Below are 24,208 nucleotides of genomic sequence, written 5' to 3'. Positions count from 1 at the left end.
AAAAGGGAATCACCATGGAAAAACGCTACCTTGTGGGTGTTCTGTTGCTTTTGTCGATGGCGGCAGTGCTGATCTGGGGTATACCGGGCGCTTCCGATCGCAACAGTCCGCCGGATTCCACCGCCGATACCGACCGCACTCGCCTGGAGGAACCCGTCGAAGCGGAGCTGACCGGTTCGACCCGCTACGACTACTACCGCCAGCGTGCGCAGGCTCTGGGGCCCGCACCGGCTTCCCTGGTTGGTACCCAGGTGGATGGCAATCTGCGGGTCACTGCCGATGGCGATCTGCTGATCAATCCTGCCATTCGCCAGGTGTTTGATTATTTTCTGACGGCGCTGGGGGAAGAGTCCCTGGACGATATTCAGGCGCGCCTGGCGGGACACTTGGCAGAACAGTTGCCACCGCAAGCCGCGCAGCAGGCCTGGGCGCTCTATGAGCAATACATGGGGTTGCGGCAAGCCATGGAGCAATTACCGGAACACGATGGCAGTGTGACGGCCATGCGCGCGGCCATTCGCCAGCGTCATGATATGCAGCAGGCCTATCTGGGCCCGGAAGTCGCCGATGCCTTTTATGGTCTGGATATGACCTACGACCGGTACATGATTGAACGGCAGGCGCTGCTTGAGAATGAAGGGCTGTCGGCAGCGCAACGCGACCGGCAGTTGAGCAACCTTGAGCAGAACCTGCCGCCGGGCATGCAGCAGATGCTTTATGACACCCGCGCACCGGTATGGCTGGAGCAACGCACCCAGACGTTACGGGAGCAGGGTGCCAGCGACGCGGAAATCCGGGCGCTGCGGGAGCAGACTTTCGGGACCCAGGCCGTGGCGCGTTTCGAGGCACTGGAACAACAGCGACAAGACTGGCAGACGCGCTATGAGGACTACCGTGAGCAACGCCAGCAATTGATCAGCAGTGGCCTGTCACACACCGATCAGCAGGTGGCCCTGGCACGGCTGCAGCAGCAGCTATTTGAAGATAAGGAATTGACCCGGGTGCAGGCCCTGGATCGGATCAACACCCAGACACGTTGAAGACGTTACCTGTAGGAGCTTGCCTGCAAGCAGGCTCCTACAGGCTATTTGATGGCTGTGCTTATCATCAAAAGTGGTAACGCAGACCGGCGCCGATCATATCGACCCCGGCATCATTATCGAAGTGCACGAACTCGCCATACAGGTATAGCTTGTCGAGCAGATCCACGGTGGCACCGACCCCGCCGAAGGCATCCGTGGATGAATCATCATCCTTGCTGGCGCCATTGCTGATATCAAAATCCGTATCTGCCACACCGGCCTTGCCATAAAGGCCTACCGGGCCCAATTCGAAACTCAGCAGCCCGGCCAGGGTAACGGCACCGCCTTCAATTTTGGTGCCGTTGTCAGCTTCCTGCTTGCCGAAGTCGTAATAGCCCACTTCCGCGCCGATCAGTTCGATGGGGCGCCAACCCAGGAAGAGGGCGCCGGTGGTATCGCTATCGTCAAAGTTCAGGCTGTCCACTTTTTCATCTACGGAGGCGTTGTAGAGTCCGGCGCCGATATAGACGCCGCCAGCGCTGGCGAGAGGGGCCAGTGACAACAAGGCCAATCCGCTGAGTGCTTTTGCAAAGCGTTTCATGAGCATCACTCCTAAATAACGTGAGGGTCAGTATCTCCCAGTTTGATCCTTGTGAATAGCAAGCTTGTTGCTACTTTCACGTTGGCTCGGGGTACACTGCGATGATGAAAATACCTGACACTAATACGCTTTCCTCGATTCAGGGAGTGATCTTCGATCTGGACGGTACCCTGGTGGATTCGCGTCTCGACTTTACCGCCATTCGTGGCGAACTGGCTTGCCCGGAGGGAGTAGGGGTACTGGAATATATTCAGTTACTCCCTGAGAGTGACCGACGTGCTGCCGAGCAGATTGTTCTCGATCATGAGCGCCGTGGTGCCGAGCGTGCCGAATGGATACCCGGTGCTCGCGAATGCCTGCAGTTTTGTTCCCGCCGTAACTTGCCTACCGCCATTCTCACCCGTAATGCTCGTGAAGTCGCAGACCTGACTATGACCCGTCTGGGAATACAGGTAGATATACTGCTTGCGCGGGAAGACTGCCCGCCAAAACCCGCTCCCGACGGCCTGTTACAGATCGCGGCTGCCTGGAGCCTCAGCCCGAAGCGTCTTGTCTATGTGGGCGATTTTCTTTACGACCTGCAGGCGGCGCGGCGCGCCAATATGATCAGCTGTTTCTATGATCCCGCACTAACCGACAGCTACCCCGACGAAACTGATTGGCACCTTGCCGATTTTGAGCAATTCACCGAGATGCTTGCGACGGCTTGAGATATCGCTTGGCCGCCTGATTGACCTTCGGCGCCAGCAGCAGGGCAGAGGTCATGGTGGGAATCGCCATCAGCGCGTACATGGAATCGATCAGACTCACCACCAGCTTCAGTGATGCCACCGCACCCAACACCACCAGCACCAGATACCACCATATGTAATGGTGCTGGTATTTCGCCCCAATCAAAAAGCCCAGGCACTTGCTGCCGTAGTACCAGAAGGTAAAAACCGTACTCAGGCTGAGCAGGGACACCAGCACTGCCAGAATGACGGCGCCGCCATGGGGGAACAGGTTGCCAAAGGCGTTGGCGGTAAGCGTGACCCCGTCGCTTTCCCCGCTTTGCCAGACGCCGCTGATCAGAATGACCAGAGCCGTGCAGGTGCAGACGATGAGTGTATCGATCACCGGCCCGAGCATGGCGACCATGCCTTCACGCACCGGCTCCCTGGTCTGGGCGGCACCATGGGCCATGGCTTCGGTACCGATGCCGGCTTCATTGGAAAACGCGGCTCGGCGAATGCCGGTGATTATCACAGCCCCCACCACGCCGCCGGCAACGGCATTGCCGCTGAAGGCATCCTCGAAAATCATCGCAAAGGCGGCAGGGATCTCGCTGGCATGGCTTGCCAGCACCACGGCGGTAAGCAGCAGATATCCCACTACCATGGTCGGTACCAGCATGCCGGTGACCTTGCCCAGCCGGGGCAACTTACCCAGAGCCACCGCCATCACCAGTAGGGCCAGCACCAGGCCCAGCATCAGGTCGAAGGTGAAATGAGCATCGGCGCTGGCCAGCCCGGCAGGGATGGCCAGGGTGTCGCGCAGCACCTGGACCAGTTGATTGATCTGGAAGATCGGCATGGTGCCCAGCAATCCGGCCACGGCAAAGAAATAGGCCAGCGGCAGCCATTTCTTGCCCAGCCCTTCGCGCACCACATACATGGGGCCGCCTTGCCACTGGCCTTCGCTGTCCTGGCCGCGAAACATCACCGCCAGGGTGCAGGTATAGAATTTGGTGGCGATACCCACCAGGGCACTGACCCACATCCAGAAAATCGCCCCGGGGCCGCCTACCGCGATGGCAATAGCCACACCGGACACATTGCCCATGCCCAGGGTGCCGGACAGCGCAGTGCTTAACGCCTGAAAATGAGAGAGCTGACCTGGATCATCGCGGTCCGGTTTGCGCCACAGCAGGCGCACGCTTTGCGGCAGGTAGCGGTAGGGCAGCAGGCGGGAATAGAGCAGGAAGAACAGACCGCCGCCCACCAGCAGGACGACCAGCGGTGGTCCCCAGAGAAAGCCGACAATCTGACCCATGGCTGTTTCGAGTTGTTTGATCGTATCCATGGGACCTAACCCTAGCATGGCGGTGCTGCGGGGTCAGTGTGAGCTGGGGAGGTTCCATGCTGGACACTGGTTATTACGGCAGGCAGTCCGTAAGCTCGGGCTGAACCGGCAACAGAATAATAACCATGCGATTCCTGCTGATTGCCATGGCCGTTGTGGCCGCTGTAATGGCATACCATCTACCTGCTGACTCCAAAACCGGAGCCGGGTTGGCCCTGTTTGTGCTGATCGGGCTGCTGTGGCTCAGCGAAGCCATTCCGCTCACGTTTACCGCGCTGCTGGTACCGGTGCTTGGCGTCGGTCTGGGGTTGGCGAATCTGGATAGCGCGCTTGCCGGCTTTGCCCATCCTGTCGTGGCCCTGTTTCTGGGAGGCTTTGCCCTGGCGGCGGCGCTGGGCGAACACGGTATCGACCGCTGGCTGGCGCAGCGGCTGCTGACCCTGGCCGGTGGCAGAGCGTTACCGGCGGCGTTACTGCTTGCAGTCACCACAGCACTGCTGTCCATGTGGATCAGCAACACGGCGACCACCGCCATGATGCTGCCCATTGCCCTGGGGCTATCCGCCCCCTTGGCTGACAGCCATCCCCGTTATCGGGTATTTCTGCTGCTGGCCCTGGCCTGGTCCGCCAATATCGGCGGCATGGCTACCCTGGTGGGCAGTCCCCCCAATGCCATCGCGGCAGCGGCGTTGGGCTGGTCATTCAACGACTGGCTGGCCGTTGGTATCCCGGCGTTTCTGTTGCTGTTTCCGCTGGCCCTGCTGGTACTGTTTTACACCACTCGCCCGGAAGCCAATCTGCCAACAGTGGATGTGAAAACCATCCTGCCTTTTCCGACCAGCCCCGGCGCGATAATGACGCTGGCGATTTTTCTGCTGACGGTGGGGTTGTGGGTTTTCGGTGCCCCCCTGGGGGACAGGTTGGGTATCGAGACATCCTTTGATAGCTGGGTGGCCTGCATGGCCATTGTCCTGCTGGGGATCAGCCGCTGCGTGAGCTGGCAGCATATTGAAGCGCACGCGAACTGGGGCGTGCTTCTGTTGTTCGGTGGCGGTATTACGCTGTCCATGTTGCTGCAGAGTTCCGGTACCAGCGCCTGGCTGGCAGACGGTATCAGTCAGGCGCTACCGGCAGAGGAAACCTGGCTGGTCTATCTGATCATCGCGAGCTTCGTGATTTTTCTCACCGAGCTGGCCAGCAATACCGCCAGTGCTGCCTTGCTGATACCGCTGCTGATGCCAGTGGCCTCTTCGGTGGGTGCCGACCCGGTCACCGTGGCCCTATTGGTGGCTTTTGCCGCCAGCTGTGCGTTCATGTTGCCGGTGGCCACACCGCCCAATGCCATGGTCTACGGCAGCGGCCATGTGCCACAGAGAACCATGATCCGCGCCGGTATCGTACTCAATCTGATCGCCGCCGGTGTGCTCGGTGGGTTGCTACCTTTGCTGCAATAACGGTTCTGCCAGCTCAGAGGCGCCGGTTTTTACAGGAGTCATGTTGGCGGGCTAACCGTTGATCAATCACGCCAGTAACCTGAGTGGAATCCATCTTTCTTTTTCACCGCAAGCTGACACACTGGAAAAAAATAACGGGGGCTTGTCATGGGGTTATCGATTATTCGACGGTTTGCGGTGCTGGTGGTGTTGCTGTCTCTGGCGTCCTGGCTTCAGGCGGATCCGGTCTGGGAAGTCAGCAAGGATGACAAACGTATCCGGCTGGGGGCCACCGTGCATTTCCTGCGTGCGGCGGATCTGCCGCCACCGGCAGCCATGCAGCAGGCCTTTGAGCAGGCGCAGCAGGTGTATCTGGAATCCAACCTGGCCGACTCTGCCTCGCCGGCCTTTTCCCGGCGACTGACGCAGATGATGATGCAGCCAGCTGGTCGTTCCCTTGAAGACGATTTGTCTGATCCGGTCTGGCGGCAATTGCAGGACTATGCTGCCCAGGCCAACTTTCCGCTGGCCACCTACCAGGGGTTCAAGCCGGCCATGGTCTCCATGGCCATGACCGTTCATGAACTGGGGCGTCAGGGTTTTGGCCGGGGCGTGGACGAATTTTATTTCACCCGGGCCAATCAGCAGGGCAAGACGCTGGGTTTCCTGGAATCCAGCGATACCCTGCTGTCGTTCATGGCGCAGCTCAATGAAGAGAGTAGTGATGCCCTGATTGAATCTTCCCTGGAAGGCATTGAGCACATGGATGGCATGATGGAGGAGGCCGTTGATGCCTGGCGCAAAGGCGACATGGATGGTCTCTACGCCTTGCTGGGTGCCGATGAAATGCAGACCGAATACCCAGGCATCTACCAGAATCTTATCATCGAGCGTAATCGCCAGTGGTATCCGAAAATCCAGCAGGCCATGACGGAAGGTACGCCGAATCTGGTGCTGGTGGGCGCCTTGCACCTTGGTGGGCCGGATAGCCTGCGGGTAATGTTTGAGGAAGCGGGGTATCAGGTTGTGCCCTTCATGGCGGGTGCAGAGTAGAAGGGTAGTCAGTCCGATAAGGGCCCGGCTTTGTTGCCTGTGGGGCAGCGCTATGAATGTCCGGGTCGTCGTTTTTTTGAATTTTCCAGCGCCGCCAGGCGCTGGTGTATCAAGGCTTTCCTCGGCGTCAGCGCGTAAACCCTGGTAATACGGTTTCGTCATTTCTTTGAGAGGGAATCATCGGTAGGGCCATGGGGCTTTTTCCGTGCAACGGATTGTCGTCCGCTATTGTTATGTTATAACATAACTTTAAAAGGAGGCGATCATGCCGGACGTTCCCAGTGAAAAGGCCCTGCTCGCCATGTCGGAGTCGGACTACATGGATGCTGCTCAGCAGGCATTCTTCCGTGACCGTTTGCTGGCACTGGCCAAGGACTGCGAACAGGAACTGGCCGACGCTCGACAGGCATTACAAACCCCGCCCCAGTCGGACCCATTGGATGCCGCTGCGGATGAGGAAGCCTGTCGGCACCAGCTGCGCTTCCTGGCTCGTCGTCAGGTGTTGCTGGGAAAAATCCGTCAGGCCCTGCGTCGTCTTAACCAGGGTGACTATGGCTATTGCCAGATCAGTGGCGAACCCATCGGATTACGCCGGCTGCTGGCCCGGCCCACCACGGAGTATTGCGCCGAAGTGAAAACCCGGCTGGAAGCCAACGAACGACACTATGCACACTCATGAACCGGATAATCCCATGACTACTCAGCAAGCGACGCCCGTGCGCCAGCTACCCGTTACCGTGCTATCGGGCTTTCTCGGTGCCGGCAAAACCACCGTCCTCAATCACATTCTCAATAACCGTGCCGGCCTGCGCGTGGCGGTGATCGTCAACGACATGAGCGAGATCAATATCGACGCGGCGTTGGTCAGCAACCAGGTGTCGTTGAACCGCGCCGAGGAAAAGCTGGTAGAGATGAGCAACGGATGTATCTGCTGCACCCTTCGCGAAGACCTGCTGCTGGAAGTAACCCGGCTGTGCCGGGAAGGGCGCTTTGACTATCTGGTGATCGAGTCCACCGGCATTTCCGAGCCGCTACCGGTGGCGGAAACTTTTACCTTCGAAGACGAAAACGGTGACAGCCTTTCTTCGGTGGCGCGGCTGGATACCATGGTAACCGTGGTGGATGCGGTAAATTTCCTGCGCGACTACCGCAGTGCCCGCACCCTGCAGGAAGGCGGTGAAAGTCTGGGCGAAGACGATCAGCGAAACGTGGTGGACCTGCTGGTGGAGCAGGTGGAATTCTGCGATGTGCTGCTGATCAGCAAGACCGACCTGGTCAGCGAGACAGATCTGGAGATGCTCTGCGCCACGCTGCGGCTGCTTAATCCGGACGCTCGCATAATACCGATCAAGCACGGCATGGTGCCTCTGGATGCGGTGCTGGATACCGGCCTGTTCGATTTTGAAAAAGCCCAGCAGGCGCCGGGCTGGCTCAAGGAAATGCGCGGCGAGCACTTGCCGGAAACCGAGGAATACGGCATCAGCAGTTTCAGTTATGAAGCCCGTCGCCCTTTCCACCCGCAACGGTTCTGGGACTTTCTGCAGCAGCCCTGGCCCTACGGCACCTTGCTGCGTTCCAAGGGGTTCTTCTGGCTGGCCAGCCGCCCGCAATTTGCCGGCAACTGGAGCCAGGCCGGCGAGATCGCCCACCACGGCCCGGCGGGCCTGTTCTGGAAAACCGTGCCGAACCACAACTGGCCCACAGACCCGGAATACCGCGCCATGATCATGGAGAAATGGCAGGAACCCTTCGGCGACATGCGCCAGGAACTGGTCTTCATTGGTCACAACCTGCAACCGGAGACGACTCGCCGGGCGCTGGATGCCTGTCTGCTCACGGAAGAAGAAATGCTCGCCGGCAAGGCATTGTGGCAGCAGCTGGAAGATCCGTTCCCGCAGTGGGAGATGGCCGGATGATTGACGCAAGGACGTTGCCCAGGGCCTATGCCGCACCGGGACTGGTCATGCGCGATGATGCCGGGGTGCTCGCCGATGTGATGATGGACCCGGTACAGGTGGCAGTCTGGGATCGGCGCAGCCCGATCGATCAGCAGCTTGTACAGCAGGCATGCCGGAAGAAGCTGGCGGCCAAAAGCTGGCTGGATGTTAAAGACCTGGCGGGTTCCATCGAGCGCTCGCTGCCCGGTGAGGATTTTGCACCACTGCGTGAGGACCTGATGTTGCTGGCGGGCATGATGGCCTGCCTGTTCGGTGTGAGTGGCGTGGGAGTGCGCGTCACTGCTTTGGAAAAGCCCATGTGCCCGCGTTTCCATGTGGATCGCATCCCCGTGCGCTTGCTGTGTACCTACGGTGGCCCGGGCAGCCAGTGGCTGCCGGCTCCGTCGGTGCCTGCCGGTCTGCTGGTGCCGGGCGTAGAGCAGGAGGGCCGCTTTGCCGCCGACAGCGTGCAACAGTTGTCGGCCGGGCAGGTAGCCCTGTTCAAAGGCGACACCTGGCGGGATAATCCGGGCTCGGGCGTGGTTCACCGATCCCCGCCCGTGTCTCCCGGTCAGCAACGCCTGCTGGTCACACTGGATATATAGGACTGTCATGAGCCGCACCGACCGTATTCTCGCCAGCGCCGAACAGCATTGCCGCGAGCAGGGCGTGCGCATGACTCCCCAGCGGCGTCAGGTCATGGCGTTGTTGCTGGCCCAGTCGGGCCCTCAGAGTGCCTACCAGTTGCTGGACCAGTTCAAGGCGCAATACCAGGACAATGCCCAGCCGCCCACCATCTACCGGGCGCTGGATTTTCTGGTGCAACAGGGGCTGGCCCACCGGCTCAGTTCCACCAACCAATACCTGGCCTGCGATCACATCACCTGCCATCACGGTCACCAGGGCACGGTGTTCCTGCTCTGTGACGACTGTGGTGCCGTGCAGGAAACCCCCATGGCGGGGGCGGCCATCAGCGAGTTGCAGCAGAGCATCAACAGCCTGGGGTTCGTGACCCAGCAGAACCCCTTGCTGGAAGTGCATGGCCGCTGCGCGAGTTGTGTTGCGCTGTAATCCTCGCGGACTGCGGGGGTTGTTGGAGCCTTGCTTGCAAGGCGAATAGCCAAACGGCGCGAGTTCGCCTTGTGAACAAGGCTCCAACGATTCAGAAACCCGTTGAAGATTCTGGAGACAACCATGTCACGTTTACGTCTGGACCAGGCGGCCATCGCCCTGTCTGGTTTGTGTATGATTCATTGTGTGGCCAGCGTCGCCGGCCTCTTTGCGATTGGCTTGCTGTCGGTGGTTGGCGGCGTGGATGAACTGTTTCATCAGGCGTTGCTGGCACTGATCGTGCCGATCAGTGTGCTCGCCATGGTGGCCGGTTACCGCAGGCATCGGCGGCGCAAGGTATTGTTGCCAGGTCTGTTGGCGCTGATCGCGTTGTGTCTGCTCACTGCGTTCGAAGCAGCGTTGCATGACACCCTGTGGGAACCGCTGCTCACCAGCCTGGTCGGAATCTGTCTGGTTGCCACCCATGTGGGCAACATCCGCGCCTGCAAGGAATGTGAGAGTCATCATGAAGAGATTCGTACGGCTTGAATGCCTGGCCGGGTTAGGGTTCGGGTTATTGATGTTGCTCAGCAATCTGGCTAACGCCGCCGGGGTCCATCAGCATGGTCTGGCCGACGCGGCGGTAGTGGTGGAAGGGCAGAGCCTGACTGTCAGTTTCCGGGCGCCGCTGATGGATATTCTCGGCACCGAGCAACCGCCGGCGGATGCCGCCGCCCGCGTTCGCTATGCGGATCGCCTGAAACAGGTGAGTGAGCCGCTGCCGTCCCCTGTCGCAGGCTGCAGGCTCAGCCATGAAACCCGTAGCGGCGTCGCGGCACTGTTTCCGGAGAGTCAGCAGCACGACCCCGATCATGCTCACCATGAGCATAGCCATCACGCGGACGTGGAAGCGGAATGGACCTTTCAGTGTCAGTCCCCGGACAAGCTGAGCGAGGTCACACTGCCGTTCCTGGCGATTTTTTCCGGTCTGGCTACCGAGGTCATCCTGTTATTGCCTGACGGGCAGAGCGCTTTGCGTCTGGCGCCCGGTAACACCCGCATTCCCCTGGAGTAACTGTGGTACTTGAACTGGATAGCTTGCGTTATCAGCACCCGGGGCAAGCCCGGCCTTTCATTCATATCGATCGCTTTGTGCTGCAGGCCGGTGAGCGGGTGCTGCTGCATGGCCCCAGTGGTTGCGGGAAAAGCACCTTGTTGTCGTTGATTACCGGCATCAGGCCGGCTCAGCAGGGTGACATCCGGGTGGCAGGACAATTGTTTTCCTCTCTGTCGCAACGGCGCCGGGACGCTTTTCGGGCGGACCATATCGGTGTCATCTTCCAGGCCTTCAACCTGCTGCCGTACCTGACTGCGGTGGATAACGTCTGTCTCAGTGCCGGGTTCTCCCGGCGACGCTGTGAACGGGAAGCGGCCGGCAATAACAAGCAGCGAAGGGTCGCGGCACAGGATCTGCTGACCCGTCTGGGGTTGGATGCAGCCACCTCAGCTTTGCCCGCCTGGCAGCTGTCATTCGGCCAGCAACAGCGGGTGGCGGCCGCCCGGGCCCTGTTCGGGAAACCGGATCTGATCATCGCCGACGAACCCACCTCGGCCCTGGATAGCCACAGCCGCGATACCCTTTTGGCATTGCTCTGCGAACACTGTGAACACGCCGGCAGTGCCTTGCTGATGGTCAGCCACGACAACCAGGTGGCGGACCATTTCCACCGCAGCGTCGCGTTCTCGGCACTGAACGGGGGAGAGCACCATGCTGCCTAGAATTGTGCTCGCCTCCCTGCACACGCGTAAAACCTCTGCCACCCTGATCGTGGTGGCCATCGCTCTGAGTCTGGTGATGATCGTGGGCATCGAGCGGCTGCGTCACCAGGTGCGCGCCAATTTTGCCAGCACCGTGTCCGGCATTGATCTGATTGTCAGCGCCCGGGGCGGGCCCATGAATATCCTGCTGTACAGCGTGTTCCGGCTCAGTGACCCCACCGCCGGCATTCGCTGGGACACGGTGGAGCATCTGGCCGACCACCCGGACGTGAAGTGGTGGATTCCCATTGCTCTGGGCGACTCCCATCGAGGCTTCCCGGTAGTGGCCACCAACGACAGCTACCTGGCCCATTATCGCTATGGACGGGACCAGGCGCTGTCCCTGGCTGACGGGCAATGGTTTGCCGGCGCGGATCAGGTGGTGCTCGGTAGTGCGGTGGCCCAACGGCTGGGCTATCAGCTGGGAGACGATATGGTGCTGGCCCATGGTGCCAGCGGACCAGCCATTATCGAGCACGATAACCACCCGTTTACTGTGGTGGGCGTGCTGTCCGCTACCGGCACCCCGGTGGATCAGAGCGTGCATGTTTCCCTGGCCGGCATGGCCGCCATTCACAGCGGCGGCCAGTTTCGTTCCGGGCTACCGCCCCGGCCCGGTCAACGGGCCGACACTCCGGATTCGGTCAATGCAGTGATGCTGGGTCTGGAGCGACGCACCGCCGTACTCAGCCTGCAACGGGAATTGTCCCGCTATAAGGCAGAACCGCTAAGCGCCATTATTCCCGGTGTCCAGCTGCAGCGACTATGGCGCATGACAGCGGTGGGGGAAAACGCCCTGCGGGCCACCTCCATGGCGGTATTGCTGGTGGCGTTACTGGTGCTGGTGTCCACCATTCTGGCTGCCCTGGAAGGGCGCCGCCACGAACTGGCGGTGCTGCGCGCCGCTGGCGCCGGTCGGCTTGCCGTCTATGGCGTGATCGTGGGCGAGAGTCTGCTTGTCACGGTGATCGGCAGCCTGCTGGGGCTGACGCTGCTGTTTGTGGCACAGTGGGCACTGGCGCCGCTGGCACTGGCGGAATGGTCCCTGCGCCTGCCGGACACCTTCCTGTCGGTGCGGGAATTGCCTACCCTTGCGGCGATCCTGCTGGCCGGTTCCCTGGCCGGCCTGATTCCAGCGGAAAAAGCCTTCCGCAACAGCCTGGCCGATGGCCTGACCCCGAGGAACTGATATGCGTAGTCTGATCATCTTTCTATGTCTGTTGATCAGCTTGCCGGGCTGGGCGGCCCGCGAACTGGAATGGGATGATCTAGTCCCTGCGGACTACGACGTCAATGCGGTCTATGAGGGGTTATTCAGCGAAATTTACGGTGATCAGCCACCGGAAGATATCGATGACGGTGATGCCCGTGGCGAGCAAATGATGGATGCCATCGACAAGGCCTGGCGGGAAGCGCCGCTGAAGGCCGAGCTGGATAACACCGTCGTGCGCCTGCCCGGCTATGGGGTGCCCCTGGATGGAGATGAGGAATACGTGCGTGAATTCCTGCTGGTGCCGTACTTCGGCGCCTGTATCCACACGCCACCGCCGCCCCGTAACCAGATTATCCTGGTGAAGATGAAAGGGCAGGGTGTGCCCCTGGACCTGGTGTTCGAGGCCCTGTGGCTGGAAGGCAACCTCAAGGTCTCCAGCCAGGACACCGAATACGGCACCGCAGGCTATGTGCTGGAAGGCGAATCCGCCGAGCTGTTCACCGGCTACTAGCACCGTTCCTCTACCCGGATCTCCCCCCGTAGGGTGCACTGAGCCTAAGGCGAACTGCACCATTCCGGCGCGGCAGGGGTAGGGTGGATTAGGCCGAAGGCCGTAATCCACCATCATAGGGTCCGACGTGCGGGTGGTGGCTTTGGTGGATTACGCCTTCGGCTAATCCACCCTACGGTGTCTGAGCCAATCCAACGCCGGGTGGTGCAGTTCGCCTTAGGCTCAGTGCACCCTACACTCGCTTCTGGCTCTGTCCCGGAGGCGACCGCTGTGCGACAATGCGCGCGCTTCGCGCACTCCTACGCCGCTGGCCCTCTTGATTTCGACGGTCGTCAGCCGCGCTTTTCGCTTTTCCAACCGGTACAAAACATTGCTTACAACCGCCAACCTAACCATGCAGTTCGGTGCCAAACCGCTGTTTGAAAACGTGTCCGTGAAATTCGGCAACGGCAACCGTTACGGCCTGATCGGCGCCAACGGCTGCGGCAAATCCACCCTGATGAAGATCCTCGGGGGCGACCTGGAGCCGTCCGCCGGCAATGTGTCCAAGGACCCGGACGAGCGCATCGGCAAGCTGCGCCAGGATCAATTCGCCTACGAGAAATACTCGGTGGTGGACACCGTGATCATGGGCAACGAAGAGTTGTGGAAGATCAAGGAAGAGCGCGACGGCATCTACGCCAAGGCGGAAATGAGCGAGGAAGATGGCATCCGCGCCGGTGAGCTGGAAGCGGAATTCGCCGAGCTGGACGGCTACACCGCCGAATCCCGCGCCGGTGAACTGTTGCTGGGTCTGGATATTCCGGTGGAGCAGCACTTCGGCCCAATGAGCGAAATCGCCCCCGGCTGGAAGCTGCGTGTGCTGTTGGCCCAGGCCCTGTTCGCCGACCCGGAAATCATGTTGCTGGATGAGCCCACCAACAACCTGGACATCAATACCATCCGCTGGCTGGAAGAGGTTCTCAACCAGCGCCAGTGCACCATGGTCATCATTTCCCACGATCGCCACTTCCTCAACAGCGTCTGCACCCATATGGCAGATCTGGATTACGGCGAGGTGCGCCTCTACCCGGGCAACTATGATGAATACATGACCGCGGCCACCCAGGCCCGCGAGCGCCTGCATTCGGACAATGCCAAGAAGAAACAGCAGATCGCCGAGCTGAAAACCTTCGTCAGCCGCTTTAGCGCCAACGCCTCCAAGTCCAAGCAGGCCACCAGCCGCGCCAAGCAGATCGACAAGATCAAGCTGGATGAAGTGAAACCCTCCAGCCGTCAGAACCCTTACATCATTTTCGAGCAGGACAAGAAGTTGTTCCGCAACGCGCTGGAAGTGAAAGGCCTGGCCAAGACTTTTGACCAGGAACTGTTTTCCGGCCTGGACCTGCGTGTGGAAGTGGGCGAGCGGATCGCCATTATCGGCCCCAACGGTATCGGCAAATCCACCCTGCTGCGCTGTCTGGTGGGGGAGCTGGAGCCCACCGCCGGGGAAGTGAAATGGTCCGAGAACAGTGAGCGGGGCTACTACGCTCAGGATCACGCCCGCGACTTTGCCGACGATATGGACCTGTTTGCCTGGATGAACCAGTGGGGTCAGGAAAAGGATGATGAACAGGTCATCCGGGGCACCCTGGGGCGGCTGCTGTTTTCCCAGAAAGATATCGGTAAATCCGTGAAGGTGATCTCCGGGGGCGAGCAGGGACGTATGTTGTTCGGCAAGATCATGCTGCAACGGCCCAACATCCTGCTGCTGGATGAGCCCACCAACCACATGGACATGGAATGCATCGAGTCCTTGAACCTGGCGCTGGAAAACTACCCGGGTACCTTGCTGTTCGTCAGCCACGACCGGGAATTCGTGTCCTCCCTGGCCACCCGGATTATTGAAATCACTCCCACCGGTATCGTCGACTTCCACGGTAGCTACGACGATTACCTGAAAAGTCAGGGCGTAGGCTGAACCCGGCTTTCCCTCCGTTGGAGCCATGCTCGCATGGCGAATCAGGCAGGCCGGTTCGCTTTGTGAACAAAGCTCCAACTGCGAGGGACGTTCCTCGCTAGCGGTTTCCCCGCACCATCGCCCAGTGCCGCACCTCCGTTCCCGGCATCAGCGCCTCATGCACCACCTCAAACCCGAAACGCCGGTACAGAGACACATTGTCCGGGTTATGGGTATCCAGATAGGCAGACAGTCCTTCCCGATCCAGCCGGTCCAGCGTTGGCTGCAACAGCCGTGTGGCCAGCCCCTGGCCCTGCTTCTGCGGATCAATCCCCAGCAATAACAGGTAGGCGTGAGGCTTTTGCATCAGCGCGTCATGCACCTTTTGCATGGCATCCCCGGCATCCAGCTGCCGTTTCACCGCCGTCGGTCCCTGGCGCAACATGGGCAGGGCACCAAAGCGCACCATATCCAGCACACTGCGATGCAATGCCTGGGATGGCAGCCACACGGCAGCCCCGACCACGGTTCCCGGCGTGGTGCAGATTTCTCCCCGGTGGTGCGCATGGAGGGCCAGGAAGCGAAAGGTATGATGCGACAACGCCTGGCGGCGCTGGTCATCCGGAAAGAAATAAGTGAAAAGCGGATCCTGATAAAACGCCCGACCGAGAACCCGGGCAATGTCATCAATGCGATGGCGATCATTTACATTCATGGTGTACTGAGGTCTGCTGGATGACAGTCAAGCATACCGGAAGTGGCGGAGAATGCAGGACCAGGAAGCCCCTTCAATCTCATTCTGATCCTGTTACATTTTACATACTGGTGAGAATGTCGGACTTCCGCTAGGCTCGGGTCCATTGAATAAAAAAGCAACAGAATAATAACCCCCCGGGAGAGAGGGACCATGGATATACTCCAGCTGCTGGTCAGCGGGATTGCCAATGGCTGTATTTACGGGCTGTTGGCACTGGGTTTTGTATTGATCTATAAGGCATCCGAAGCGGTCAACTTCGCCCAGGGCGACATGATGATGCTGGGGGCCTTTCTCGGCGTTACCTTCATCAACACCAGCTATGCGGATCTGCCTTTTCTGGTCGGCATTACGCTGGCGGCGTTGATCCTCGGCCTGTTCGGCTACCTCCTCGATCGTTTCGTGTTGCGCGCCATCTTCGGGCAGCCGCAATTCGCCATGGTGATTCTTACCATCGCGCTGGGCTTTCTGATCCGCTTCGTGGCCGGGGTGATCTGGGGCCATGATCCCACCTCCCTGGAAACGCCCTTTATCGGCCTGGTCTGGACGGTGGGCGAGCTGATCATTCCGGTGGTGGATGCGGTGATCATCATTACCACCGTGGCGCTTACCGCCATTCTCTATTTCTTCTTTGCCCGCACCCGTCTTGGCGTGGCCATGCAGGCCAGCAGCCAGAACCAGATGGCGGCCTACTACATGGGCATTCCGGTAAAACGCATTAACGCCATTGTCTGGGCCCTGTCCGGGGTGGTGGCGGCGATTGCCGGGGTCATGTTTGCCGCCAAGGGCGCGGTGGAGCCTTCGGTGGGGCTGCTGTTCGGTATCAAGGCGTTTGCCGCGGCGGTCATCGGCGGTTTGGGTTCCTTGCCCGGGGCGCTGCTGGGTGGCCTGCTGGTGGGGATCGTGGAGCCGTTCGCGGGCCGCTATCTGCCTTCCGGCGTCGGCCAGATTGCCCCCTATGTGTTGATGTTGCTGGTGCTGATCCTGCGCCCCGGCGGCCTGTTCGCGCAGATCAGCCAGAAGAAGGTGTAGGCCATGAGCAACCGATTCAAAAGCCGTTACGACGACGATATCAATCTGTTTGAAGGTCGCTGGCACCTGGCCCAGTACGCCATCCTGATGGCGCTATTGGTAGCCGCGCCCTGGCTGCTTGGCACCTATTATCTAGGCGAGCTGACAGCCGTGCTGGTGTGGTCCCTGGCGGGGTTGGGATTGATGCTGATCAGCGGCCATACCGGCCAGGTCAGTCTGGGGCATGCAGCCTTTATGGCCATTGGTGCCTTTACCAATCTGGCGCTGATGTTGCGCGGTTGGCATTTCCTTCCCGCCTTGCTGGCCAGCGCGGTTACTTCCGGGGTGATCGGCGCCATCATCTCCCGACCGATCCTGCGCATGAGCGGCATTTATCTGGCCATCGCCACTCTCGCGCTGAGCATCATTATCGAGGATGTGGCCATTATCGCCGAGCCGATTACCGGTGGGGTCGCCGGGGTATTTGCCCCACCCATTGCCCTGTTCGGCATGGAGATCGACCGCTATGCCACTCCGGAAGCCTTCTACTATCTGTGCCTGGCGGTGCTGGTGCTGGTCACCCTGGGTTATCTGAACCTGCTGCGCAGTGCCTCCGGCCGTTCCTTCCTGGCCGTGCGTGACAGTGAAGTGTCCGCCCGGGCGCTGGGGGTCAATGTGGCCCGCGCCAAGACCCTGTCCTTCAGCCTGTCCTGCGCCATCACCGGTTTGGCCGGGGCGCTCTATGCCCATCTGGCCCAGGCGGTGAATTACGAAAGCTTCCTGGTGCTGATTTCCATCACTCTGTTGCTGCAGGTGGTGATCGGCGGGCTGGGCTCGGTGCACGGCGCCTTCTTCGGCGCCATTGTGGTGGTGCTGCTGCCCCAGCTGATCGCCATCGCCCGGGATTTTTTCGATAACGCCGCCGGCATCAAGATCGCCGCCTACCCGGGCATGGACACCGCCCTGTTTGCACTGCTGATTCTGCTCATGGTGATTTACGAACCGCGCGGGCTCTACGGCGTCTGGTTCAAGGTGCGCACCTGGCTGCAGCTGTTTCCGCTGTATCGCAAGGGCATGTTCCGCCGCACCCGTACTTACCTGAAAACGGAGCGCCAACGATGAGTCTGTTACAGGTAAAGGATCTCTCCATTTCCTTCGGCGGCGTGAAAGCGGTGGATGGCGTCAGCTTCACCGTGGAGCCCGGCGAAGTGTTCACCCTGGTTGGCCCCAACGGGGCAGGCAAATCCACCATCTTCAATCTGATCAGTCGCCTCTACGAACCGAGCGCCGGACAAATTGTATTCGATGGTCAGGACATTACCGGCCTGCCGGCTCACAAGGTGGCGGGGCTGGGTATCGCTCGTACCTTCCAGAATATCGAGCTGTTCGATCACTCCTCGGTACTGCAGAACCTGTTGATCGGTCGTCATTGCCGCCGCAATACCCGCTGGTTCGAGGAGCTGTTGTTCCTGCCCAAGGTAAGGCGCAGTGAACGGCAGCATCGTCTGTTGGTGGAAGAGGTGATCGACTTCCTCGACCTGGCCGCCTACCGGGACAAGCTGATTGCCGGACTGCCTTACGGGGTGCGCAAGGTAGTGGAAATCGCCCGGGCCCTGTCCAGCGAGCCGAAGCTGATCCTGCTCGATGAGCCGGCCTCCGGCCTGAGCGTGGAAGAAACCCAGAACATGGCCTGGTGGATTGAGGACATGCAGAAAGATCTGGGCCTGACGGTACTGATGGTCGAGCACGACATGAGCCTGGTATCGCGGGTGTCCAACCGGGTGCTGGCGGTCTCGGAAGGCCGACCACTGGCTATGGGCACGGCCGCCGAAGTGCAGGCGGATCCCAAGGTGATCGAAGCCTATCTGGGCACGGAGGCAACCTCATGAGTGCACTGCAGAAAGAAACCATGAATGATGCCCAGCCGCTGCTGCAGGTGAAAAACCTGGAAGCTTTCTACGGCCCGGTGATGGCCCTGCGCGGGGTGTCCATCGATGTATTCGAGGGCAAGGTGGTTGCCATTCTCGGCGCCAACGGCGCCGGCAAGACCACCCTGATGAAAACCATTTCCGGGGCACTGGCTCCGCGAAAGGGCAGCATTACCCTGGCCGGAGAAGCGATCCAGGGCCGCGAGCCGGATGCCCTGGTGCGCCAAGGCATTGCCCACGTACCGGAAGGCCGGGAAGTGTTTCCGTTTCTGACCGTGGAAGAAAACCTGGCCATGGGCGCCTACATCCGCCGCGACAAGGCGGGCATCCGCCAGGACATGGAAATGGTGTATGACTATTTCCCGATCCTGCTGGAGCGCCGCAACCAGCCTGCCGGCACCCTGTCTGGTGGCCAACAACAGATGCTGGCTATCGGTCGCGGGCTCATGTCTCGACCGTCGCTGATGTTGCTGGATGAGCCGTCCCTGGGGCTGTCGCCGCTGCTGGTGCAGGAAATCTTCGCCATCGTTCGTCGGCTCAACAAGGAGCAGGGCGTGACCCTGCTGCTGGTGGAACAGAACGCCCAGGTGGCGCTGAACACGGCGGATCATGGCTATGTGCTGGAAACCGGCCGCATCGTCATGGATGGCAGCGCCGAGGAACTGCTCGCCAGTGACGATATTCGCGAGTTCTATCTGGGCCAGTCGGCGGGGGATGACCGACCGGAAAAACGCTGGAAACGAAAGAAGACCTGGCGCTGATGATGACAACAACCAACAACGCACCGACCCTTCTCCACGGTTGCGATACCGTGGTCAAACTGTGGCGCCAGCAATGCCTGGAACGGGGAGCGCGCATTGCGCACCGTGAAAAGGACCTGGGCATCTGGCAGAGCTATAGCTGGCAGGACTATTACGAAAAAGCCCGCGCCATCGGCGTGGCGCTATTGTCTCTGGGCCTGGAGCGGGGCCAGCCGGTCTCCATTCTTAGTGAAGACAACAAGGAATGGCTGTACTGCGATCTGGGTATCGCCGGGGCCGGCGGCGTCAGCAATGGCGTCTATACCACGGACAGTGCCGATCAGCTGGCCTACCTGGTCAACGACAGTGGTTCCGCTTTTCTGTTTGTGGAAAACGACGAACAGCTGGACAAGTACCTGACCGTGCGCGATCAGGTGCCCACCTTGAAAAAAGTGATCGTGTTCGATCGCAAGGGTCTGCGGGATTTTGACGATCCCATGGTCATGTTCCTGGATGAACTCTACGCCCTGAGCGAGCAGATCCCTGATGCGGAAGCACAATTCAGCGCCAGTATTGCGCAAAGTCAGCCCGATGACATCCGCATGTTGATCTACACCTCCGGCACCACCGGCGCGCCCAAGGGCGCCATGATCAGCCACCGCAATGTGCTGTTCCAGCTTGCCGCCGGTGAGCAGGTGCTGGAAGCCCACAAGGATGACGACCAGCTCTGCTTCTTGCCCCTGTGTCATATTCTGGAACGGCTGGTGTCGGTGGAAGTGCCCATCTTCAAGGGCTGTACCGTGAACTTTGCGGAAAGCCCGGAAACCGTGTTCGAGAACCTGCGTGAAGTGTCGCCCAATACCTTTGCCGCAGTGCCGCGACTGTGGGAAAAAATCTATAGCTCCATGATGACCCTGCGAGACGAAGCCACCGGTTTCGGCCGCTGGTGTTTCGACCGGGCTCTTGCCGCCGGGGATGGCTGGCACTGTGAGCGCAAACGCTCAGCGCTTTCCTGGCTGCATTACCAGTTCTGGAATCTGCTGGTGCTGCGCAATGTACGCGACCTGATCGGTATGGCGCGCCTGCGTCGGGGCACTACCGGCGCGGCGCCGATCTCGCCGGATCTGATTCGCTGGTTCCAGGCCCTGGGCGTGCCGCTCTATGAAGGCTACGGCATGACCGAAACCACCGGGGTAGTATCGCTTAACAGCAAAGACCGGGCCCAGGTCGGCTCCGTGGGCGAGCCGCTACCCGATACCGAGGTACGGATTGCCGAAAACGGGGAAGTGCTGGTGCGTGGCGACCATGTGTTCGCCGGTTACTGGCGCAAGCCGGAAAAAACCGCTGAAGATATCCGCGACGGCTGGCTGCACACCGGCGATGTAGGGCGTCTGGAAGACGGCATGCTCACCATCACCGGCCGTTTGAAAGACATCATCATCACTGCCGGCGGCAAGAATATCACGCCGGCGGAAATCGAAAGTCGGATGAAGTTTTCCCCGTATATTTCTGATGCCGTGGTGATTGGTGATCAGCGCAAGTATCTCACCTGCCTGATCATGATCGATCAGGAAAACGTGGAGAAATATGCCCAGGACCGCCAGGTGCCGTTTTCCAACTTCGCCTCCCTGTGTCGTGCCAAAGAGGTCGTTGACCTGATCGACAGCATCATTACCGATGTGAACAAACAGTTCGCCCAGGTGGAACAGATCAAGTATTTCCGCCTGATCGACGTGCTGCTCACCGCCGAAGATGAGGAGCTGACTGCCACCATGAAGCTGAAGCGTTCCTTCGTGGAGAAAAAACACAAGCACCTGATTGATTCCATGTACTGAATGAATTCGAGAGGAGAGTGCATCATGAAGAAGCTTTGCCTGGCGGCTCTCGCCGCAGCCACCCTGATCGGGTGCAGTGATAACAAGGAAGAAGAGAGCGCCGCCGCCGAGTCGGTGCGTGGCGTCAGTGATACCGAAATCAAGCTGGGTGGCATGCACGACTTGTCCGGCGTGTTTGCGGCGTTTTCCTCACCGGCGGTGCAGGTGGCCAACGACATGTTTGCCGAAGTGAATGCCGAAGGCGGTATTCATGGGCGCAAGATTCGTTACATCGTCGAGGATCATGCCTACCAGGTGCCCAAGGCCACCCAGGCCACCAACAAGCTGATCAGCCGGGATGAAATCTTCGCCATGGTGATGAGCCTGGGGACGCCCCATAACCTGGCAGCTTTCCCTCTGATGGACCGCAATAATGTGCCCAGCATTCTTCCCCTGGCCCTGTCCCGGCAGATGGAAGAAGAGGGCGACTTTTCCCATCGTTTCGTTTTCGGTCCCAGCTACCACGAAGGGGTACTGAAAGGCGTTAACTGGATGACCGATGAGTATGGCATCGAGAAAATCTGTGTGATGTACATTCCCTCGGATTTCGGCGAGGAAGTGAACCAGGCCATCACCGATGCTGCCGCCGGCCAAGAGACTCTTACCCTGGCGGAAAGCACCTCTCACCGTCCAGACGAGAGTGATTTCACCGGCACCCTGGCGCGCCTGAAGGATGCCGGCTGTCAGCTGGTCGCCGTGGCCCTGCCGGTTCGGCCGATCATTTCCGTGGTGGCTACCGCCAAGGAAATGGGTTGGGATGATGTGAAATTCGTGCTCTCCCAGGCCGGCTTCCATTCCGCAGTGGCGGCGGCGCCCGGCGGTGTCACAGAAGGACTCTACGGTGTCTCCCCCTGGCAGGATATTGTCAGCCGCATGAAGGATGTGCCGGAAGCGAAACAATGGGCAGATGAGTACCAGACGCAGTATGGCTCGGTACCCAGTGGTGGTGCGGTGCTGGGGCGTGTCGGTGCCATGGTGACCATCGAGGCATTGCGCGAGGCCGGACCGGATCTTACCACCGATTCCTTCCTGGCGGCCATGGAGTCCCTGGATTTCAGTGATCCGGTCACCGGGGTGGATATCAAGATGAGCGCCACCAATCATCGTGCCGGTAACGATATGATCCTCTCCAAAGTCACCGACGGTGTCTGGGAGCCCGTGGTGACCCTGGAAGACTGACCGCGTACTTTCCCGTTGGAGCTTTGCCCGCAAAGCGAAAGGCTCGGGGGTCGATTCCGGCTTTTCGCCATGCAAGCATGGCTCCAACGACCCTATCAATCCCCCCTCCCGTATCAGGTATACTCGCGCCTCCTGGATTATTCGGTGATTGTCCATGCAGGCCTCTTCAACTTCCGTATCCTCCGATGGCTGGCGACAGCGCCTGGCCACCTGGCTCAATACCCCGTTCTTCGGTCACACCATTACCGCTCTGATCCTGCTCAATGCGATTATTCTGGGTGTGGAAACCTCCGCGGTGGCACAGGAGCGGGCAGGGCAGTGGTTGAACCTGCTCAACCAGATAGTACTGGCGGTTTTCGTACTGGAAATTGTGCTCAAGCTGGTCGCCTTCGGGCCGCGCTTTTTCCGCTCCGGCTGGAATGTGTTCGACTTTCTGATCGTCGCTATTTCCCTGGCACCGGCATCCGGGCCCCTGGCGATTCTGCGGAGCCTGCGTATCTTGCGGGTGCTGCGGCTGCTGTCATCGGTGAAACGGCTTCGCATGCTGGTGGAATCCCTGATGCAGGCGTTACCCGGCATCGGCTGGACCGCAGCGCTGTTGCTGATGATGTTCTACATCTTTGCGGTAATGGGCACCGAGCTGTTTGGTGAGGCGTTCCCGCAGTGGTTCGGCACTCTGGGAGCGAGCATTTACAGCCTGTTCCAGATCATGACCCTGGAAAGCTGGTCCATGGGCATTGCCCGGCCGGTGATGGCCGTCTATCCCATGGCCTGGATCTTCTTCGTGCCGTTCATTCTGATCTCCAGCTTCATGGTGCTGAACCTGTTCATCGCCATCATCGTCAGTGCCACTCAGGAAGTGCACGAAAGCGAACAGCGTGCCGAACGGGACGCCAACAACCAGATCGCCCACGACGAGCGCCAGGAAATGCTCGACCTGATGCGCACCATGCATGAAAAGATTGCCTCCCTGGAAACAGCGCTGCAGAAAAAGTCGGATCAGTAGTGGAATAGCCGTTGGCTGGCTTTGTTGGAGCCTTGCTTGCAAGGCGAAAGGCCCGGAAACACTCCGTGCCTTCTTCTGGGAGGTAGGGTGGATTAGCCGCAGGCGTTATCCACCCTGTCGTTCGGCAGGTTTGGGTGACCGCAAGGAAGGTGGATTAGGCCTGCGGCTAATCCACCCTACGCATCGATCACGGCTTTCCTAGACGGTTTCCACCAGCACGATCTCGCTGTCTGATTCTGCCACCACAGACAGCCGGGCTTCGTCACTGATGGCCAGGCCATCGCCAGTTTCGGCCAGCACCCCATTCACCCGCACCCGTCCCTTGGCAGGCACCAGGTAGACCTTGCGAGTCGGGTTGAGCACGTACTCGATGTCCTGACCATGACTCAGCGTGGCCGCTACCACCCGCGCATCCGCCTGGATCGCCAGGGCGTCCGTGTCTTCCGGGTAACCACTGGCCAGCACCTCGAAGTGCCCGTCGCGGGAGGCCTTCGGGAACGGCTTGCTGCCCCAGGTGGGCGGCAGCCCGGTGGCGTTCGGAATAATCCAGATCTGGAAGATCTGTGTCTCCGTATCCTCCAAGTTTTGCTCACTATGAGTAATCCCGGTGCCTGCGGACATCACCTGCACATCTCCAGCCTCGGTACGGCCACTGTTACCCAGGCTGTCCTGGTGGGTGATCGCCCCCTTGCGCACATAGGTGATGATTTCCATCTCCCGGTGGGAATGTGCAGGGAAGCCGGTCTGTGGGGCGATGGTGTCATCGTTCCACACCCGCAAATCTCCCCAATGCACCCGTTGCGAGTCATGGTAGTTAGCAAAGGAAAAGTGATGCCGGGTATCCAGCCAGCCGTGCCGGGCATGGCCCAGTTCATTGCGTGTGCGAAGCTCGATCATGGCGTCCTCCTGTAACAGGCTCTATTACCTGTCCCTCGATGGAGTGACTATATGATCTGAAATAATGATTAAAAATAGCGCTTTTTCGTTTAATAAGACCAATAAAGTGGATGTATTCCTGTTGGAGCCATGCTCGCATGGCGAACTGTCGAATCCCCCTCTCCGTATTCGATAAACCCGT

The 24,208-nt window shown here is 59.8% G+C and carries 25 protein-coding genes; 21 read left to right on the top strand and 4 right to left on the bottom strand.

Annotation, left to right across the window (positions count from 1 at the left end):
* The first annotated feature begins 14 nt into the window (after nt 1–14).
* Nucleotides 15–1,040: a lipase secretion chaperone gene (locus T9A_RS09715; protein WP_035247702.1), complete on the top strand. Its 1,026-nt coding sequence runs from the start codon at nt 15–17 to the stop codon at nt 1,038–1,040.
* Between the two features lie 67 nt (nt 1,041–1,107).
* On the opposite strand, the gene T9A_RS09710 is transcribed toward T9A_RS09715, so the two are convergent.
* The gene (locus tag T9A_RS09710; protein WP_035247699.1) at nt 1,108–1,623 is read right to left on the bottom strand and encodes an outer membrane beta-barrel protein; all 516 of its coding nucleotides are present in this window, start codon (nt 1,621–1,623) and stop codon (nt 1,108–1,110) included.
* A gap of 101 nt (nt 1,624–1,724) precedes the next feature.
* On the opposite strand from T9A_RS09710, the gene T9A_RS09705 reads away from it, so the two are divergent.
* Nucleotides 1,725–2,333: an HAD family hydrolase gene (locus T9A_RS09705; protein WP_232222065.1), complete on the top strand. Its 609-nt coding sequence runs from the start codon at nt 1,725–1,727 to the stop codon at nt 2,331–2,333.
* Here T9A_RS09705 and T9A_RS09700 read toward each other — a convergent pair.
* Nucleotides 2,308–3,684, bottom strand: coding sequence for an alanine/glycine:cation symporter family protein (locus tag T9A_RS09700; protein WP_052042761.1), 1,377 nt, complete (start codon nt 3,682–3,684; stop codon nt 2,308–2,310). The genes T9A_RS09705 and T9A_RS09700 overlap by 26 nt on opposite strands.
* Before the next feature lie 125 nt (nt 3,685–3,809).
* Here T9A_RS09700 and T9A_RS09695 point away from each other — a divergent pair, with 125 nt between their 5' ends.
* The 12 genes from T9A_RS09695 (at nt 3,810) to T9A_RS09640 (ending at nt 14,659) form a co-directional block, all read left to right on the top strand.
* Nucleotides 3,810–5,138 (top strand): SLC13 family permease, encoded by a 1,329-nt coding sequence (locus T9A_RS09695; RefSeq protein ID WP_035247697.1) that lies wholly within the window; start codon nt 3,810–3,812, stop codon nt 5,136–5,138.
* A gap of 147 nt (nt 5,139–5,285) precedes the next feature.
* The gene (locus T9A_RS16625; protein WP_052042758.1) at nt 5,286–6,170 is read left to right on the top strand and encodes a TraB/GumN family protein; all 885 of its coding nucleotides are present in this window, start codon (nt 5,286–5,288) and stop codon (nt 6,168–6,170) included.
* Nucleotides 6,171–6,435: 265 nt separating this feature from the next.
* Nucleotides 6,436–6,849 carry a TraR/DksA family transcriptional regulator gene (locus tag T9A_RS09685; protein ID WP_035247696.1) on the top strand — a complete coding sequence of 138 codons (414 nt, stop codon included), beginning with the start codon at nt 6,436–6,438 and terminating at the stop codon, nt 6,847–6,849.
* A 13-nt stretch (nt 6,850–6,862) separates the two neighbouring features.
* On the top strand, nt 6,863–8,086 hold the full coding sequence (zigA, locus tag T9A_RS09680; RefSeq protein ID WP_035247694.1) for a zinc metallochaperone GTPase ZigA: 1,224 nt from the start codon (nt 6,863–6,865) through the stop codon (nt 8,084–8,086).
* Nucleotides 8,083–8,712 (top strand): DUF1826 domain-containing protein, encoded by a 630-nt coding sequence (locus T9A_RS09675; protein ID WP_232222063.1) that lies wholly within the window; start codon nt 8,083–8,085, stop codon nt 8,710–8,712. Before zigA ends, T9A_RS09675 begins: the two co-directional genes overlap by 4 nt.
* Nucleotides 8,713–8,719: 7 nt before the next feature.
* Nucleotides 8,720–9,178 carry a transcriptional repressor gene (locus T9A_RS09670; RefSeq protein ID WP_035247687.1) on the top strand — a complete coding sequence of 153 codons (459 nt, stop codon included), beginning with the start codon at nt 8,720–8,722 and terminating at the stop codon, nt 9,176–9,178.
* A 123-nt stretch (nt 9,179–9,301) separates the two neighbouring features.
* The gene (locus tag T9A_RS09665; protein WP_052042754.1) at nt 9,302–9,706 is read left to right on the top strand and encodes a MerC domain-containing protein; all 405 of its coding nucleotides are present in this window, start codon (nt 9,302–9,304) and stop codon (nt 9,704–9,706) included.
* A complete protein-coding gene (locus tag T9A_RS09660; RefSeq protein ID WP_198030654.1) occupies nt 9,684–10,232 on the top strand; it encodes a ZrgA family zinc uptake protein in 549 nt (182 codons plus the stop codon). Before T9A_RS09665 ends, T9A_RS09660 begins: the two co-directional genes overlap by 23 nt.
* 2 nt (nt 10,233–10,234) lie before the next feature.
* The gene (locus tag T9A_RS09655; RefSeq protein WP_035247682.1) at nt 10,235–10,936 is read left to right on the top strand and encodes an ABC transporter ATP-binding protein; all 702 of its coding nucleotides are present in this window, start codon (nt 10,235–10,237) and stop codon (nt 10,934–10,936) included.
* A complete protein-coding gene (locus T9A_RS09650) occupies nt 10,926–12,164 on the top strand; it encodes an ABC transporter permease (protein WP_035247680.1) in 1,239 nt (412 codons plus the stop codon). Before T9A_RS09655 ends, T9A_RS09650 begins: the two co-directional genes overlap by 11 nt.
* A gap of 1 nt (nt 12,165) precedes the next feature.
* Nucleotides 12,166–12,699: a DUF3299 domain-containing protein gene (locus T9A_RS09645; protein ID WP_035247677.1), complete on the top strand. Its 534-nt coding sequence runs from the start codon at nt 12,166–12,168 to the stop codon at nt 12,697–12,699.
* A gap of 370 nt (nt 12,700–13,069) precedes the next feature.
* Complete coding sequence (locus T9A_RS09640; protein WP_035247674.1) at nt 13,070–14,659, top strand: ABC-F family ATPase; 1,590 nt, start codon at nt 13,070–13,072, stop codon at nt 14,657–14,659.
* Between the two features lie 97 nt (nt 14,660–14,756).
* On the opposite strand, the gene T9A_RS09635 is transcribed toward T9A_RS09640, so the two are convergent.
* Nucleotides 14,757–15,353: a GNAT family N-acetyltransferase gene (locus T9A_RS09635; RefSeq protein ID WP_035247671.1), complete on the bottom strand. Its 597-nt coding sequence runs from the start codon at nt 15,351–15,353 to the stop codon at nt 14,757–14,759.
* A 192-nt stretch (nt 15,354–15,545) separates the two neighbouring features.
* Between T9A_RS09635 and T9A_RS09630 the strand changes: the two genes are divergently transcribed.
* The 7 genes from T9A_RS09630 (at nt 15,546) to T9A_RS09600 (ending at nt 23,130) form a co-directional block, all read left to right on the top strand.
* Nucleotides 15,546–16,424: a branched-chain amino acid ABC transporter permease gene (locus T9A_RS09630; RefSeq protein ID WP_035247669.1), complete on the top strand. Its 879-nt coding sequence runs from the start codon at nt 15,546–15,548 to the stop codon at nt 16,422–16,424.
* Nucleotides 16,425–16,427: 3 nt separating this feature from the next.
* Nucleotides 16,428–17,525: a branched-chain amino acid ABC transporter permease gene (locus tag T9A_RS09625; protein ID WP_035247667.1), complete on the top strand. Its 1,098-nt coding sequence runs from the start codon at nt 16,428–16,430 to the stop codon at nt 17,523–17,525.
* Complete coding sequence (locus T9A_RS09620) at nt 17,522–18,292, top strand: ABC transporter ATP-binding protein (protein ID WP_035247664.1); 771 nt, start codon at nt 17,522–17,524, stop codon at nt 18,290–18,292. Before T9A_RS09625 ends, T9A_RS09620 begins: the two co-directional genes overlap by 4 nt.
* Entirely contained in the window at nt 18,289–19,092 is an 804-nt protein-coding gene (locus T9A_RS09615) for an ABC transporter ATP-binding protein (RefSeq protein WP_084573462.1), read from the top strand. Before T9A_RS09620 ends, T9A_RS09615 begins: the two co-directional genes overlap by 4 nt.
* Nucleotides 19,092–20,906, top strand: a complete 1,815-nt coding sequence (locus tag T9A_RS09610) for an AMP-dependent synthetase/ligase (protein ID WP_035247660.1) — start codon at nt 19,092–19,094, stop codon at nt 20,904–20,906. The genes T9A_RS09615 and T9A_RS09610 overlap by 1 nt, the downstream gene beginning before the upstream one ends.
* Before the next feature lie 24 nt (nt 20,907–20,930).
* Nucleotides 20,931–22,124, top strand: coding sequence for an ABC transporter substrate-binding protein (locus T9A_RS09605; RefSeq protein WP_035247657.1), 1,194 nt, complete (start codon nt 20,931–20,933; stop codon nt 22,122–22,124).
* 154 nt (nt 22,125–22,278) lie between these two features.
* Nucleotides 22,279–23,130 (top strand): ion transporter, encoded by an 852-nt coding sequence (locus T9A_RS09600; protein ID WP_035247654.1) that lies wholly within the window; start codon nt 22,279–22,281, stop codon nt 23,128–23,130.
* Nucleotides 23,131–23,328: 198 nt separating this feature from the next.
* Here T9A_RS09600 and T9A_RS09595 read toward each other — a convergent pair whose 3' ends face one another.
* On the bottom strand, nt 23,329–24,027 hold the full coding sequence (locus T9A_RS09595; RefSeq protein ID WP_035247651.1) for a pirin family protein: 699 nt from the start codon (nt 24,025–24,027) through the stop codon (nt 23,329–23,331).
* Nucleotides 24,028–24,208 lie beyond the last annotated feature (181 nt).

The sequence above is a fragment of the Alcanivorax jadensis T9 genome (assembly GCF_000756655.1).
Classification (GTDB): domain Bacteria; phylum Pseudomonadota; class Gammaproteobacteria; order Pseudomonadales; family Alcanivoracaceae; genus Alcanivorax; species Alcanivorax jadensis.
Note: the sequence above shows the minus strand (reverse complement) of the source record. Positions and strands in the feature narration are given on the sequence as shown.

What these genes read in the sequence shown, in the direction of transcription:
- T9A_RS09605 (WP_035247657.1), top strand. Translation starts at nt 20,931, where the DNA reads ATGAAGAAGCTTTGCCTGGCGGCTCTCGCCGCAGCCACCCTGATCGGG.
- T9A_RS09620 (WP_035247664.1), top strand. Translation starts at nt 17,522, where the DNA reads ATGAGTCTGTTACAGGTAAAGGATCTCTCCATTTCCTTCGGCGGCGTG.
- T9A_RS09665 (WP_052042754.1), top strand. Translation starts at nt 9,302, where the DNA reads ATGTCACGTTTACGTCTGGACCAGGCGGCCATCGCCCTGTCTGGTTTG.
- T9A_RS09660 (WP_198030654.1), top strand. Translation starts at nt 9,684, where the DNA reads ATGAAGAGATTCGTACGGCTTGAATGCCTGGCCGGGTTAGGGTTCGGG.
- T9A_RS09695 (WP_035247697.1), top strand. Translation starts at nt 3,810, where the DNA reads ATGCGATTCCTGCTGATTGCCATGGCCGTTGTGGCCGCTGTAATGGCA.
- T9A_RS09625 (WP_035247667.1), top strand. Translation starts at nt 16,428, where the DNA reads ATGAGCAACCGATTCAAAAGCCGTTACGACGACGATATCAATCTGTTT.
- T9A_RS09670 (WP_035247687.1), top strand. Translation starts at nt 8,720, where the DNA reads ATGAGCCGCACCGACCGTATTCTCGCCAGCGCCGAACAGCATTGCCGC.
- T9A_RS09700 (WP_052042761.1), bottom strand. Translation starts at nt 3,684, where the DNA reads ATGGATACGATCAAACAACTCGAAACAGCCATGGGTCAGATTGTCGGC.
- T9A_RS09600 (WP_035247654.1), top strand. Translation starts at nt 22,279, where the DNA reads ATGCAGGCCTCTTCAACTTCCGTATCCTCCGATGGCTGGCGACAGCGC.
- T9A_RS09710 (WP_035247699.1), bottom strand. Translation starts at nt 1,623, where the DNA reads ATGAAACGCTTTGCAAAAGCACTCAGCGGATTGGCCTTGTTGTCACTG.
- T9A_RS09595 (WP_035247651.1), bottom strand. Translation starts at nt 24,027, where the DNA reads ATGATCGAGCTTCGCACACGCAATGAACTGGGCCATGCCCGGCACGGC.
- T9A_RS09675 (WP_232222063.1), top strand. Translation starts at nt 8,083, where the DNA reads ATGATTGACGCAAGGACGTTGCCCAGGGCCTATGCCGCACCGGGACTG.
- T9A_RS09610 (WP_035247660.1), top strand. Translation starts at nt 19,092, where the DNA reads ATGATGACAACAACCAACAACGCACCGACCCTTCTCCACGGTTGCGAT.
- T9A_RS16625 (WP_052042758.1), top strand. Translation starts at nt 5,286, where the DNA reads ATGGGGTTATCGATTATTCGACGGTTTGCGGTGCTGGTGGTGTTGCTG.
- T9A_RS09630 (WP_035247669.1), top strand. Translation starts at nt 15,546, where the DNA reads ATGGATATACTCCAGCTGCTGGTCAGCGGGATTGCCAATGGCTGTATT.
- T9A_RS09705 (WP_232222065.1), top strand. Translation starts at nt 1,725, where the DNA reads ATGATGAAAATACCTGACACTAATACGCTTTCCTCGATTCAGGGAGTG.
- T9A_RS09635 (WP_035247671.1), bottom strand. Translation starts at nt 15,353, where the DNA reads ATGAATGTAAATGATCGCCATCGCATTGATGACATTGCCCGGGTTCTC.
- T9A_RS09650 (WP_035247680.1), top strand. Translation starts at nt 10,926, where the DNA reads ATGCTGCCTAGAATTGTGCTCGCCTCCCTGCACACGCGTAAAACCTCT.
- T9A_RS09715 (WP_035247702.1), top strand. Translation starts at nt 15, where the DNA reads ATGGAAAAACGCTACCTTGTGGGTGTTCTGTTGCTTTTGTCGATGGCG.
- T9A_RS09645 (WP_035247677.1), top strand. Translation starts at nt 12,166, where the DNA reads ATGCGTAGTCTGATCATCTTTCTATGTCTGTTGATCAGCTTGCCGGGC.
- zigA (WP_035247694.1), top strand. Translation starts at nt 6,863, where the DNA reads ATGACTACTCAGCAAGCGACGCCCGTGCGCCAGCTACCCGTTACCGTG.
- T9A_RS09685 (WP_035247696.1), top strand. Translation starts at nt 6,436, where the DNA reads ATGCCGGACGTTCCCAGTGAAAAGGCCCTGCTCGCCATGTCGGAGTCG.
- T9A_RS09615 (WP_084573462.1), top strand. Translation starts at nt 18,289, where the DNA reads ATGAGTGCACTGCAGAAAGAAACCATGAATGATGCCCAGCCGCTGCTG.